A 13,555-nucleotide genomic window follows, 5' to 3' on the forward strand; every position below is an offset into this window, starting at 1 on the left:
GTTATCGTTACAGGATCGTGCAAATGCGCAGGAGAATCCGGCTAACCGAAGCGCAGAGCGAATCCCTAATCTGGACCTGTCGAAACGCTCCACCCAGGAGCCAACACATCCAGACGAGGGATTCATCATGTCCGATATTCAGAACAAAGTCGTGGTCATCACTGGCGCTAGCAGCGGGATAGGTGAGGCGGCAGCACGCTTGCTGGCGGCCCGGGGGGCTTGCGTCGTATTGGGTGCCCGACGCGTGGACCGTTTGCAGACGCTCGTGCAAGAAATTGAGGCCGCTGGCCAGCGAGCCGCTTGCAAAGCCGTGGACGTGACCCGTCGCGATGACGTCCAGAACCTGATCGATTTCGCCGTCGAAAAATTCGGCCGACTCGATGTGATCATCAATAACGCCGGCGTCATGCCCCTCTCCAAGCTCGAGGCCCTCAAAGTCGATGAGTGGGACCGGATGATCGACGTCAACATCCGCGGCGTCCTCCATGGTATTGCCGCAGGCCTGCCACTGATGCAGCGCCAACGCAGCGGCCAGTTCATCAATATTGCCTCCATCGGTGCCTACGCGGTCAGCCCAACGGCCGCGGTTTACTGCGCCACGAAATTTGCCGTGCGGGCCATTTCCGAAGGCCTGCGCCAGGAGGTGGGTGGAGACGTTCGCGTAACGGTAATTTCCCCGGGCGTCACCGAATCGGAACTGGCCGAGAGTATTTCCGACGAAGGCGGACGCGCCGAGATGCGCGAGTTCCGCAGGATCGCCATCCCCGCTGAGGCCATTGCCCGGGCCATTGCCTACGCCATCGAACAGCCGGCGGACGTGGACGTCAGTGAGCTGGTGGTACGGCCAACGGCCAGCCCGTACTGAGGCGTACCGGTTCGACATCCGTTTCAGCCAGGCAGAACATCCGCTTGCCTGGCTGAAATTTACCGCTACGCCTTTTCCAACCGCGCCGCAGCCCGCTGAGTGATCTGCGAACGCACCCGGAGCGACTCCGCCGAGCGCCGGTTGGCCTCTTCCAGCACTTTAGCTGGCGCAGTGTCCGGACTCCCTGAGACAAACGGCGGGGCGGGGGCGTACTCAAGCTGCAATTGCACGAGCTCGGCGGTGTCCCGGTCGAACAGTTCTGCCGCCAGGGTCAGGGCAAAGTCGATGCCCGCCGTGATGCCACCGCCCGTGAACAGATTGCCATCGCGTACCACGCGGTCCTTGATGGGGGTCGCGCCCAACGGTTGCAGCAGGCTGTGGAAAGCCCAATGGGTGGTGGCGCGCTTGCCGCGCAACAAACCCGCCGCGCCGAGTACCAGCGAACCGGTGCACACCGAGGTGATGTACTTGGCGTGGGCTGCCTGGCGCTTAATGAAAGCCAGGGTCTGCTCGTCTTCCATCAGCGGACCGACGCCGCTGCCGCCGGGGACGCAGATCACGTCGAGCGTCGGGCAATCTTCGAACGTAGTGGTCGGCAGCAAGACCAGCCCGGTGCTGGCGGTAACGGGTGCCAGGTCTTTCCAGATCAGGTGGACTTTCACGTCGGGCAGGGAGGCCAGCACGTCATAAGGGCCGGTGAGATCCAGTTGCTGCACCTGGGGGAATAACAGAAAACCAATCTGCAATGTCATGTCGCTTTCTCCTGTGGATGGTCCCCGAGGGGTGGACGGTTTCACTGTAGGCTCGTAGGATCTGGCGTATTCGCCAATCAGCCCACGAATCACGCCAATATGCCAAATACGCCGAAATCCATTCATGTGCTGGCCTTTGCCAACGTTCAGGTGCTGGACGTCACAGGGCCCTTGCAGGTGTTCGCGTCGGCCAACGATCTGGCCCGTGCGCAAGGCTTGCCGATGCCGTATGCGCCGACCGTCGTCGCTGCCGGTGGCGGGGCGGTGATGTCTTCGGCAGGGTTGGCGCTGATGGCCGATCCGCTCCCCGACGAAGACAGCGACACGTTGTTGATCGCCGGTGGTTGGGGCGTATACGAAGCCGCCGAGGATCCGGCCCTGGTGGCCTGGGTCAAACACCAAGGAGTGCGCTCGCGAAGGGTCGCGTCAGTGTGTACCGGCGCGTTCCTGTTGGCGGCAAGTGGTTGGCTGGACGGGCGCCGGGTGGCGACTCACTGGACCCGCTGCGAACAACTGGCCAAGCAACACCCGCAATTGCAAGTCGAACCCAATCCAATTTTCATCAAGGACGGCTCGGTCTGGACGTCGGCCGGGGTCACGGCCGGGATCGACCTCGCACTGGCGTTGGTCGAAGAGGACCTTGGTCGGGCGATGGCCCTGGAGGTTGCGCGGCACTTGGTGGTGTTTCTCAAGCGTCCTGGTGGGCAATCGCAGTTCAGCGCTACCTTGGCGCTACAAAAACAGGGCGGTCGCTTTGATAAATTACATGCCTGGATCGCCGAGCACCTGACGCGGGACCTGGGCTTGTCGAGCCTGGCTGCCGAGGCGGGCATGAGTGAACGCAGTTTTGTCCGTCATTACCGCGCCGAGACCGGCCAGACCCCGGCCCGCGCCGTGGAACTGATCCGCGTCGAGACCGCCCGCCGCCTGCTTGCCGACAGCGCGGTGCCGGTCAAGCGCGTCGCCCTGCAATGTGGCTTCGGTAGCGAAGAAACCCTGCGCCGCAGCTTTTTGCGAGCCGTGGGCGTGACGCCCCAGGCCTATCGGGAGCGATTCAACGCTCAAGCAGATCCAGTAACGCCTTGACCGTAGCCTCGGGGGCTTCCTGAGGAATGTTATGGCCGACGCCGGCTAGCACGCGGCGTTCGTAGTGGCCGGTAAAATGCCCGGCATCTTCGTCGTGTTCGGACGGCGGTCCCACACCATCATCGGCCCCGCGCAGGGAAATGCTCGGCACGCTGATGGCCGGTTGCGCCGCCAGTTGCTCCTCCATCCACTCAAGCGTCGGATCTCCCGGCGCGTACATGAAGCGATGCCGGTAGGAATGAATCACCACGTCGACAAAGTCCGGGTTCTCGAATGACGGGGCGGTGAGCGGATACAGCTCGGCGCCGCGTTTCCAGGTTGGCGACCAGAGGCGCCAGAGCAATTGGCACAGTTCACGCCGATTCTGCGTCAGGCCTTCGACGCCCCGGGCGGTGTGAAAGTAATACTGGTACCACAGGCGATGTTCATCTTCGGGACCCAGCGGTTGGGTCGAGCCAGGAATGTCCTGCACGATATAGCCGTCGCCCGCGACCAGGCAGCGCACGCGTTCGGGCCACAGGGCGGCGACGATGCAGGCGGCGCGGCCTCCCCAGTCATAGCCGCACAGCGCCGCTTGGGGAATGTCGAGCGCGTGCATCAGGTCCAGCAGGTCCTGGGCCAACGCCGCCTGTTGCCCGGAGCGGGCGATGGCTGGGTTGTTGAACCGGGTTGGGCCGTAGCCGCGCAGGTACGGCACGATGACTCGATAGCCGCGTTGGGCCAGGACCGGGGCAACTTCATCGAAGGTACGCGGATCATAGGGGAAGCCGTGCAGCAGGATGATCGGGTCGCCGCTGGCAGGGCCGTGTTCTTCGTAGGCGATGCGCAGCAGTGGCGTCACCGCGAAATTGACCTTGGGCGCAGATGTCATGTCGGTCTCCGGCTTCAATCGGTTGGGGTCAGGCGGGCTCCTGGTTCAGGTATTTGGCCCGGTCCGGTGTGAACGTCACGACCATGTTCGTGCTGGAACAGGTCAGGGTGCGCTCCTGGGTCAGGTCGATGTCGAGGTCTTCGCCGCGCAGGCCCTGCCATTGGGCCAGGTACTTGAGACAACCGAACTTGGCGGTTTTCTTCAGGCTGCGGCTGACTCCGCCTTTCCAACCCAGCACCGGCAGTTCACCGGCCAAACAGCGTTGCGCCAGTTCGGGGAACCTCGCCGCCCGGTCGCGACCGATTTCCCAGCATTTGATAAGGCCCTTGTCCTGTTCGTCCCAGAGTTCTTCGCGGGTCAGCCCTGATCGGGGCTCGGTGGTGATTGAGCGTTTGATATGGGTCATGTCGGGTCCTTGAATCGGGTTTTAGGGCAGCTCCGCTGCACCCTTGCGTGCATCGATCTTAGGAGAGGGATGCGGGGCTGGCAACCTGGCACAGGCATAAGGATGAAATGTGGACGGTCGCCACAAAAGGAACATTTCCACTACTAGTCCGAGCGCAGCTCACGGCTGCCAATGATTTTTCTCTCCACTCAACTTGCGATCCAGGAAGGTCGCCGCGCTGATCAGCGCCAAATGGCTCAACGCCTGGGGAAGATTGCCGAGGTGATAACCGTGGCTGTCGAATTCCTCGGCATACAATCCCAGCGGATTGGCGTAGCGCAGCAACTGCTCGAATTCCAGTTGGGCTTTTTCCACGCGGCCAGCGCGGGCCAGGCATTCGACGTACCAGAACGAGCAAGCGACGAATGAACCTTCGGTGCCAATGAGGCCGTCGATGGGGTCGTCGTCGGTGCGGTAGCGATAGACCATACCGTCGCGCACCAGGTCCTTTTCGATGGCGTCCAGCGTCGACAACCAGCGCGGGTCGCGGGCACTGACGAAGCGCACCAGCGGCATCAACAGCATCGAGCCGTCGAGGGCGGTGCTGCCCAGGCGCTGGACGAAATGCTGATGCTCGTCGTTCCAGAAGTTCATCCAGATGTCTTCGTAGATGGCCTGGCGCGTCTCATCCCAGCGGGCGAACGGGGCGGGCAGGGAGCGTTTGCTTGCCAGGCGAATGGCGCGGTCCACGGCGACCCAGCACATCAGCCGCGAATGCAAAAAATGCTGCTCCTCGCCGCGCATTTCCCAGATGCCGACATCCTTGTCCTGCCAGATCGTGCACACCTGGTCCACCACATCGACCGTGTGTTTCCAGCCCTGATGGGAAATGGCTTCGCCGTATTTGTTGACCAGGTACACCGCGTCCATCAACTCACCGAAGATGTCCAACTGCACTTGCTCGTACGCCAGGTTGCCGATGCGCACCGGCCGTGCGTTACCGTAGCCGCTCAGGTGCGTCAGTTCGGTTTCGGGCAGTTCAAGCCGACCGTCCAGGCCGTAGAGGATGTTGAGTTTGGTCGGTTGATCGCGGCAGTCGCTGACCCGGCCACGCAGCCAGCGCATGTAGGCGTTGGCTTCATCGACAAAGCCCAGGCGCATGAATGCGTAGACGGTGAACGAGGCGTCGCGGATCCAGGTGTAGCGATAATCCCAATTGCGCTCGCCGCCGCGTGTTTCCGGCAGGCCGAAGGTGGCGGCGGCGAGGATGGCGCCTTGTTTACGTGACGTCAGCAGTTTCAGCGCCAGCGCGGAGCGGTTGACCATTTCTCGCCAGCGACCGCGGTAGTTGGATTGGCTGATCCAGCCGCGCCAGAACGCCAGGGTTCGCTCCAGGCACAGCGTGCTGGTGTCATCCACCAGGCGCGTGTCGTCGGTGCCCCCGAGAAGAAACTCCGCCGTCTGGCCCTGCGCCAGGGTGAACTCGGCTACCGCCGCCTGGCCGTCCAGCGTCAGGGGCTGGTCGGCGCACAGGCGCAGGCTCGGTTGTTGCGCGGCCTCGAAGATGACGTGGTCGCCGTCCTGGCGCGCCGTGGTCGCGGCACGGGAATAGTCATGGCGCACCGCGCAACGCATGCGAAATGTCGCACTGCCGACCGTCATGCGCACCCGCCGCATCAGCACGGGCAGGTCATCCTCGCTGTCGCCGATGGGCAGCAGGTCGGTAATCTCCACCACGACGCCGTCGCTTAGCCAGCGGGTCTGCAGGACGTTGGTGTCGGGCAGGTAGATTTGCTGGCGACGGGCATCCGGCAAGTCCGGCGCGAGTTGGAAGATACCGGCCTCGGCGGTGTCCAGCAGCGAACAGAAGATCGACGGGCTGTCGAATTCCGGCCAGCAGAAAAAATCCACGCTGCCACGATCGTTGACCAGCGCGGCAGTGCGCATGTCGCCAATGATCCCGTGGTTCTCGATGGGGCTTTGCGGTTCGTCATGATCAGCCATTGCCGCGGAACCCCGGATAGAGGCTCATTCCGCCATCGATGAACAGCGTGGTGCCCACGACATAATCGGACAAATCCGACGCCAGCCAGACCACCGCGTTGGCGACATCTTCCACATCGCCGACCCGACCGTAGGGGATGAGCTCCAGGATTTTCTGCTCATTGTCGCCCTCCATGGCCTCCCGGTTGATCGCCGTGCGGATGGCGCCGGGGGCGATGCTATTGATGCGGATGCGCTGGTGACTGGTTTCCTGGGCCAGGGTCTGCATGAGCTGGTCGATGCCGCCCTTGGATGCTGCGTAGTTGACGTGGCCGGCCCAGGGAATGCGCTGGTGCACCGAACTCATATGGATGATCTTGCCAGCGGCGCGGGACACGCCTTGGCGAATGCCCTGGCGGTTGAAGATTCGCAGGGCGGCGCGGGCGCAGAGGAACTGGCCGGTGAGATTGACGCCGATGACGGTGTTCCAGTCGTCCAGGCTCATGTCGACGGCGGCAGCGTCTTTTTGCAGGCCGGAGTTGGCGACGAGAATGTCCAGCGTACCGAAGGCGTCGAGGGCCTGGGCGAACAAGCGTTCAACGTCCTGCTCCTTCGACACGTCGGCGCCGATGGCGATGGCGCGGCCGCCACTGTCGTTGATCTCGCGGGCCAGCTCTTCGGCCGGGCCGGCGCTGGAATGGTAGTTGAGGACCACGGCGGCACCGGCCGCCGCCAGCGCCTTTGCCGAGCCAGCGCCAATGCCGGAGCTGGCGCCGGTCACCAAGGCTACTTGTCGGGCGAGGGAAATCTGCATGGGTAGCACCTTGAACTGAGGGCCTTACTTGCTGACTGGCGCCACGTGCCGAGAGTTCATTTGCGGGAAACAGTCTTCACATTTCACCCACAGTTTTGCGCTTTCCCCGGCCCGGTCGTTTATGGCAAGTTGCAGGCCCTTGTTGAGGCCGCGTCCCATGGCAAACCCCTATCGTGAATTGTTCACAGCCCCCGGCAGCCGCGGCTTCGTGCTGGCGGGGATGGTCGCGCGCATGCCCATATCAATGACCGGCATCGGCCTGATCACCATGCTTGCGCAACTCAAGGGCGGCTATGGATTGGCCGGCGCGGTGGCGGCAACGTTTGCCTTGGCGACCGCGTTCTGCGCGCCCCAGGTGTCGCGGCTGGTGGACCGTTTCGGCCAGGGGCGGGTGTTGCCGGTGTCAGCGTTGCTGGGCGGCGGGGCGTTGTTGATGCTGTTGTTGTGCACGCGATTGCAGGCGCCCCATTGGACGCTGTTCCTGTTCGCCGCGCTGGCCGGTTGCATGCCGAGTATGTCGGCGATGGTGCGGGCGCGCTGGACCGAGGTGTATCGCGGCCAGCCGCAATTGCGCACCGCTTATGCGCTGGAGTCGGTGCTGGACGAGGTCTGCTTCATCGTCGGGCCGCCGTTGTCGGTGGGTTTGTGCGTGGTGGCGTTCCCGGAGGCGGGGCCGCTGGCCTCGGTGTTGCTGCTGGCGATCGGCGTCACGGCGTTTGTCCTGCAGCGTGGCACCGAACCGCCGGTACATCCGCACCAGGCGCATCATCAGGGTTCGATCATTGGTTCAGTCGATGTGCTTTTGCTGCTGTCGTTGATGGTCGCCATGGGGGTCATCGTCGGGGTGGTGGACGTGGTCAGCGTCGCGTTCGCCCAGCAGCAGGGGCAGCCCGCGGCGGCGAGCATCGTGCTGTCGGTCTATGCGATCGGTTCGTGCCTGGCCGGGCTGGTGTTCGGCGCGCTGCGCTCGAAACTGCCATTGCCGCGGCTGTTCCTGTATGGCGGCGTAGCGACGGCAGTCACCACGCTGCCGTTGCTGTTGGCGAGCAATATCCTCGGCTTGTCCCTGGCCGTGTTCGTCGCCGGGTTGTTCTTCGCGCCGACGCTGATCGTCGCCATGGCCCTGGTGGAGCGTATCGTGCCGCCGGCCCGGCTGACCGAAGGCCTGACCTGGCTGGTGACCGGCCTGAGCATCGGCGTGGCGATCGGCGCGGCCGGTTCGGGGTGGCTGGTGGATACGTTTGGCGCACGCAGTGGGTTCTGGCTGGCGATTGCGGCCGGGGCGGTGGTGCTTGGGTCGGCGGTGCAGAGTTATCGTCAGCAAAGATGAGCGCAAAGCGCTGTGGCGAGGGGATTTAGCGAAACGTCGCACCGCCCCGCTGGACTGCGCAGCAGTCCCAACCCTTCTACTTGATATACATCAAGCTAAACGCGTTGTCCTTTTGAGGGGCTGCTACGCAGCCCAACGGGGATAAATCCCCTCGCCACAAGGTCGGCTCCGCTAGTGTTGTCACCAACCCCGCCCCGAATTCACCCAGAAATTCACCGACAGCGAGGTGGACACCGACTCCACCTGGTGAAACCAACCCTCCGGCAAAAACAGCAGGTCCCCGGCCTCCAGCGTCACCCGCATGAACGTCACGTCCCGGGCGCTGGGGAAACGCTCGTAGTCCGGCGCGTCCGGGTTGAAATCACAGCCGTCCAATCCGCCTTGGGGCGCGGTCGACCAGGTGCCCAGGGCCTCGCGGTGATGGGGCGCGGCGAGGGTGAAGGTTTTCTGGCCCCAGACCTGGGCGAACAGGTTGTCGGTGTCGTCGCGGTGCAGCGGCGTGAGGGTGCCCTTGGGGCCGATCCAGATGCGCGGCGGAATGAACAGCGACGGATCGAAATAGGGCGGATATTTGATCAGCTCCATCAACTGCGCCGGCAAGATATTGTTGCCCATGTAGGCCGGTGGTTCGCCGTCGGCGCGCTTGGGCGCCGGGCTGTCGAGGGAGGCGATGAAGTCCGCCATGGAGGTGGAGCGAAAGTCCCGCTCGGTGGAAAAGGTCTTCTTCACATAATCGCCATGGCGGGTGATGCCTTGCAGCTCGGCGAAATGCACCAGGGTTTGTTCCCGGCTGAGCTTGAACAAGGGCCAGTCCTGCAGCGCATCGCTGATGATCACCGGGATGCCATGGGGCAGATAGCGCGCCTGGAAGTCTTGCACCGATAACTCGCTGCGCGGCTGACGCTCGATGGTGCGTTGGATTGGCAGGCTGGCGGTGAGGGTTTCGCTGAAGCGCGATGGGGTGGGGTAGCGCTTGTTCATGTCGACCTTTTCCACCGGCCGATTGCCGTGGCGCGCATGGTCGATGATCTGCGGCAATAACGTCGCCAGGCCCATGTTGCCGCCGATCTTCAGGCGACCGCTGGCGAACAGTTCCTCGACGTTGGCCAGGCCGGCCATGATCCCGAGAAAGTCCTTTTCCGCCACTTCGATGGTCACGTCGGGGCTGGCGTGGCGGCCAGCCTGGGTGTGGCTGCTGGCCTTGACCTCGGACCAGAACGCCTGGTGCGGGCCGAACACGAATTGGAAAACGCCTTCGATGCCAACGGCGCCGGCATTGGCGAACAGCTTGCCCAGGATGGTTTGCAGGTCCACGGCGATCACTCTTGCGGGTTTTGTCTTAGCAGGTAACGAGGGCCTGGATCAGAAATTTAGCCCTCGCCACCCGACCATCGCCTAAGTAAATGACTCTCTGGCCATCCGTCGGGAAAGGCCCCGTACCTGTAAAGTTTGACAGTAGCCAGTAATTCAGGAACGGGATTGAATAACACTTCAATACACAGAGGACGTTCAACCATGACTACTTCAAAATCAACCGGAATAAATAAACTCGATCACTATACTGATTTTTCAGGTCGAAACACCAACGGTTGGGTGTTAGTGCAAAACGCATCCATCAAAGAGGGGCAAAAGGGTAACTATTACTGTGAACTGGTCGCGGTTGGTAAATTTCCCAGATTGGCTCATACAGGAATTTCTTTCGTCTTAGGTAAAAGTTATGAGATGAGCGTTCTGGCTCGAGGAACCTCTGAAACTTATGGGCGTGCGTATCTGGCTATGACTGTCTATGGCGCTGCAGAAGAAGGGAACGAAAACTTTAAAGTAACACCTCATTGGGAGACCTATAAGTTCACGTTTACTATGACGAGTGAGGACGCGGGTGCTGGAGAAATCTGGATCCGTCAAGCACTTGTTGATTTTGGTGATCCAATTGTTGATGTTGATAATATTCATATTCGAGAGCTTTAGCAGTTCTACGTGTTTGTAATTCTTTAACTTGTTTGAGATTAGAGCTGGGAATGGTTTCGCACCATTCTCAGTTTTTTTTCCTTTTGTTGCGACCGGTTCGGCCTGGTGTTTTGTCCTCATTCCCGACCATCGCCCTAGCGCGTCGCGACGATGAACAACCTTGGAAACGGCAGCAGGACCGAGCCATCGTCCAGGGCCGGATAAGCCTGTTCGACGGCCTGGTGGTACTGCTTCAGATAGTCCTCGCGTTGTGCTTCATCCAAGGGTTCGAGGAACGGACGCAGGCCGCTGCCCTTGAACCATTCCACGATTCCCGAGGCACCACCGGCCAGAGGATGGTGGTAGGTGGTGCGCCACACGTCGACGCGTCTGCAATGAGGTTTGAGGATCGAATAATAGGTGCTGGCGTCCTCCACCTCGGTTCGCGAATCAGCTGCGCCGGCCAGTTGGCTGGCCCAGGGGCCGCTGGCAGCGATGTCTCGCATCAAGCGATGGGACGGCTGGTGCAGGGTGTCGGGCATCTGGATCGCCAGGCTGCCACCTGGCGTGAGCTTGTCCACCAGCGATGGCAGCAGAGTGGCGTGGTCCGGCAGCCATTGCAGCACGGCGTTGGCGAAGATCACGTCGAAGGGGCCGTTTTCGTTCCATCGGCCGATGTCTGCCGTGTCGAATGACACGTTGGGCAAGCGCTTGCGGGCGGCTTCGACCATGTCGGCGGAACTGTCCAGGCCACGCACCGTTGCGCCGGGAAAATGGTCCACCAACAATTCGGTGGAGTTGCCGGGGCCGCAGCCCAGGTCGATCACCTGGCGCGCCTGTATTTGCGGGATCGCTGCCAGCAGATCGCGGGAAGGGCGGGTGCGTTCCTGTTCGAAAGCAACATATTGTTGGGCGGACCAGCTCATTGTGTTCTCCTTGGGCAGACCAAAGCCTTGGGGCGGGCATTATAAGCCGCATCCGGACGTGGGGCCGGTGACTAATTTTCCACGACCCGGCCTCGTTATTCTTTTTATACAAACGATCGGAGAAAACCGCAGTGACCCAACTGACCCTGCTCTGCCTGCCGTATTCAGGCGCCAGTGCGATGGTTTACAGCCGCTGGCGGCGCAAGGTGCCACAGTGGCTGACGGTGCAACCGGTGGAATTGCCAGGGCGCGGGGCGCGTTTTGCCGAGCCGCTGCACACCGACATGGGGCCGTTGGCGAGGCAACTGGCACGAGAGCTGTTCCCGACGCTCCGGGCTCCTTACGCTCTGTTCGGTCACAGCCTGGGGGCGTTGCTGGCCTGCGAAATCGCCCATGCCTTGCGTGAACTGGGTTGCCCGGAACCGGTGGCGCTGTTTGCCTCGGGTACGGCGGCGCCGACGATGCGCGCCGATTACGATCGCGGCTTCGCCGAGCCGAAAACCGATGCGGAACTGATCGACCAGTTGCGCACCCTCAATGGCACCAGCGAAGAAGTGTTGGCCAACGAAGAATTGATGGCCCTGACCTTGCCCGTGCTGCGGGCGGATTTCCTGCTCTGCGGGCGCTACCAACCCAAGCTTCGATCACCGCTGAACTGCCCCGTGCATGTGCTCGGCGGCGCGGCCGACAAGGCCACCACGGAACAACTGATTGGCTGGAGCCGGGAAACCTGCGGCAGTTTCTCCGTGGACATGCTCGCGGGTGGGCATTTCTTCATCCATGAGCACGAAGCCCGGGTGCTGCGACTGATCAAGGATCAGTTGAGCGTGCATCATCGCCGGCATGGCCTGGCGATCAGCGCTTGAGCTGATTTCCAGGCTTGCCGCAAGACAATCCCTTGCGGGGAGCGGCCGATTTCAGCCGTGGAATACCAGGAACAACAGCACGATATTCACGACCAGCGACACCAGCGCCAACGTTCGCCACACCTTCAGCGGTTCTCTCTCCAGCAGGGGCCGGGGCCTTACGCTCAAGCTGCGGCGCTCGCCCTGTTCCAGCAACAGCAACCATTCCTCGGCGGTTTCAAAGCGCTGGTCCGGGTCCGCGGCGACGGCACGTTCGAGGCTTTGCCCGAGCCATTCGGCGAGGTCCGGTCGATAGCGGCTGGCGCTGACCGGCACGCCGAAGCGCGGGCGCTGGAAGGCTTCGACTTCGCCGTAGGGGTAGTGCCCGGTCAGCAGGAAATACAAGGTCACGCCGACGGAGTACAAATCCTGTCGAGCGGTCGGCGCGGCACCGCCGAAGGCTTCCGGGGCAATGTAGCTGGGCGTGCCAGGCAGAACGTTGGCCTGGTCCTCGGACAAACCTGGGCAATACGCCAGGCCAAAATCCAATAGGCGAAGTTCACCGTCGTCGCCCAGGTGCAGGTTTTCCGGCTTGATGTCGCGGTGGTAGATCTGCCGTCGATGCAACAGGCCCACCGCCCGCACCAGCCGTTGTGCGAGGTCCTGCCATTGCGCCAGGGTCAGCGTGCCGGTCCGGTCGAACAGCTCGGCCAGGGTCATGCCCGAATATTCGCGCATCACGTAGTACAGATGTTGGCGCTGGGGCACGCCATGCACTTCGGGAAATTGCCTGCCGGCGACTCGCTTGAGAAACCATTCTTCCGACAACAAGGCCTGCCCGGCCCGGGAATCGTCCCGCAGTTGCGCAGGCAAGGTTTTCAGTAGCCAGGGTTGGCCCTGGCCGTCGTGGACCCGGTAAAGCAACGATTGCTGGCTCTGGCCGAGCAAACTTTCGATCTGCCAACCCTCGAAGGCCTGGCCGGGCTTCAGCGTCGGCGGCAACGGCCACTGCTGGAGCTGGATCAACGCATCGCCGATGCTGGCTTCGCCCAAGGCATCGACGCGCACCAGCAACGCACTGGCGTTGTCCTGGCTGCCGGCCAGGTGGGCGGCGTTCACCAATGTCTGGGCCGCGAGTTCGAGGTCTGGCTGGTCACGCAGAATGCCGGCGATGGCGGTGTCGCCGAGTACTGCCCACACGCCGTCACTGAGCAGCACGAAGGTCTCGTCCTCGCGCAGTTCCCCGTCGAGGAAATCCAGGATCAGGTGTTGATCCAGCCCCAGCGCGCGCTTGAGCACATGTTGCATGCCCTGTTGTTCCCAGACGTGATCTTCGCTGATCCGTTGCAGATGATCGGCTTGCCAACGGTAGACCCGGCAATCACCGACATGGGCCAGGGTGAAGCGCCGGCCCCGCAGCACCAGCGCGCTGACGGTGGTGAGCAGCGGTTGCCCGCCACCGTTGGCTTGCAACCAGCGGTTCTGTGCCAGTAACAGCCGGTCCAGCGCCTGGGCCACGCCCCAGGTTTGCGGCGTGGAGTAGTAATCCAAGGCCAGCGCTTGCAAGGTCGAGCGGGCGGCCAATCCGCCATCGGCGCATTGGCTCACGCCGTCGGCGATGGCGAACAGGTAACCCTTGCTGGCGGCCAGGGCCGGGGCGGGGGTGACCAGGCGCAGGGCGTCCTGGTTTTCTTCCCGGGGGCCGATGGCGCTGGCCTCGGCGAAGCTCAATTGCAGGCTCATGGTGGGCT

General features: G+C 62.5%; 13 protein-coding genes. 5 read left to right on the plus strand and 8 right to left on the minus strand.

Going from position 1 to position 13,555, the window contains the following annotated elements; genetic code table 11:
- The first annotated feature begins 127 nt into the window (after positions 1-127).
- Positions 128-865, plus strand: coding sequence for an SDR family oxidoreductase (locus KSS97_RS09655; RefSeq protein ID WP_198797605.1), 738 nt, complete (start codon positions 128-130; stop codon positions 863-865).
- Positions 866-930: 65 nt separating this feature from the next.
- Here the strand turns inward: KSS97_RS09655 and inhA are convergent, their stop codons facing one another.
- Complete coding sequence (inhA, locus tag KSS97_RS09660) at positions 931-1,617, minus strand: isonitrile hydratase (RefSeq protein WP_030140857.1); 687 nt, start codon at positions 1,615-1,617, stop codon at positions 931-933.
- A 99-nt stretch (positions 1,618-1,716) separates the two neighbouring features.
- On the opposite strand from inhA, the gene KSS97_RS09665 reads away from it, so the two are divergent.
- Positions 1,717-2,703 carry a GlxA family transcriptional regulator gene (locus KSS97_RS09665; RefSeq protein ID WP_030140858.1) on the plus strand — a complete coding sequence of 329 codons (987 nt, stop codon included), beginning with the start codon at positions 1,717-1,719 and terminating at the stop codon, positions 2,701-2,703.
- Here the strand turns inward: KSS97_RS09665 and KSS97_RS09670 are convergent.
- From KSS97_RS09670 to KSS97_RS09685, 4 genes are all read right to left on the minus strand, one after another.
- Entirely contained in the window at positions 2,672-3,574 is a 903-nt protein-coding gene (locus tag KSS97_RS09670) for an alpha/beta fold hydrolase (protein ID WP_217861527.1), read from the minus strand. The two genes, KSS97_RS09665 and KSS97_RS09670, sit on opposite strands and share 32 nt — an antisense overlap.
- 28 nt (positions 3,575-3,602) lie before the next feature.
- Positions 3,603-3,980, minus strand: coding sequence for a hypothetical protein (locus KSS97_RS09675; protein WP_030140860.1), 378 nt, complete (start codon positions 3,978-3,980; stop codon positions 3,603-3,605).
- A gap of 159 nt (positions 3,981-4,139) precedes the next feature.
- Positions 4,140-5,963 (minus strand): glycoside hydrolase family 15 protein, encoded by a 1,824-nt coding sequence (locus KSS97_RS09680; protein WP_217861528.1) that lies wholly within the window; start codon positions 5,961-5,963, stop codon positions 4,140-4,142.
- Positions 5,956-6,756 (minus strand): SDR family oxidoreductase, encoded by an 801-nt coding sequence (locus KSS97_RS09685; RefSeq protein ID WP_198797601.1) that lies wholly within the window; start codon positions 6,754-6,756, stop codon positions 5,956-5,958. The genes KSS97_RS09680 and KSS97_RS09685 overlap by 8 nt, the downstream gene beginning before the upstream one ends.
- Before the next feature lie 157 nt (positions 6,757-6,913).
- On the opposite strand from KSS97_RS09685, the gene KSS97_RS09690 reads away from it, so the two are divergent.
- Entirely contained in the window at positions 6,914-8,086 is a 1,173-nt protein-coding gene (locus KSS97_RS09690) for an MFS transporter (RefSeq protein ID WP_217861529.1), read from the plus strand.
- A gap of 180 nt (positions 8,087-8,266) precedes the next feature.
- Here the strand turns inward: KSS97_RS09690 and KSS97_RS09695 are convergent, their stop codons facing one another.
- Positions 8,267-9,400: a cupin-like domain-containing protein gene (locus tag KSS97_RS09695; RefSeq protein ID WP_217861530.1), complete on the minus strand. Its 1,134-nt coding sequence runs from the start codon at positions 9,398-9,400 to the stop codon at positions 8,267-8,269.
- A gap of 201 nt (positions 9,401-9,601) precedes the next feature.
- Here KSS97_RS09695 and KSS97_RS09700 point away from each other — a divergent pair, with 201 nt between their 5' ends.
- Positions 9,602-10,054, plus strand: coding sequence for a carbohydrate binding domain-containing protein (locus KSS97_RS09700; protein WP_217861531.1), 453 nt, complete (start codon positions 9,602-9,604; stop codon positions 10,052-10,054).
- A 134-nt stretch (positions 10,055-10,188) separates the two neighbouring features.
- Here the strand turns inward: KSS97_RS09700 and tam are convergent, their stop codons facing one another.
- A complete protein-coding gene (gene tam / locus KSS97_RS09705) occupies positions 10,189-10,959 on the minus strand; it encodes a trans-aconitate 2-methyltransferase (RefSeq protein ID WP_030140865.1) in 771 nt (256 codons plus the stop codon).
- 131 nt (positions 10,960-11,090) lie between these two features.
- On the opposite strand from tam, the gene KSS97_RS09710 reads away from it, so the two are divergent.
- Positions 11,091-11,825, plus strand: coding sequence for a thioesterase II family protein (locus KSS97_RS09710; RefSeq protein ID WP_217861532.1), 735 nt, complete (start codon positions 11,091-11,093; stop codon positions 11,823-11,825).
- A 51-nt stretch (positions 11,826-11,876) separates the two neighbouring features.
- On the opposite strand, the gene KSS97_RS09715 is transcribed toward KSS97_RS09710, so the two are convergent.
- Positions 11,877-13,547 (minus strand): bifunctional protein-serine/threonine kinase/phosphatase, encoded by a 1,671-nt coding sequence (locus tag KSS97_RS09715; RefSeq protein WP_217861533.1) that lies wholly within the window; start codon positions 13,545-13,547, stop codon positions 11,877-11,879.
- Positions 13,548-13,555: the final 8 nt, after the last annotated feature.

Source organism: Pseudomonas alvandae (genome assembly GCF_019141525.1).
In the GTDB taxonomy this organism is placed as follows: domain Bacteria; phylum Pseudomonadota; class Gammaproteobacteria; order Pseudomonadales; family Pseudomonadaceae; genus Aquipseudomonas; species Aquipseudomonas alvandae.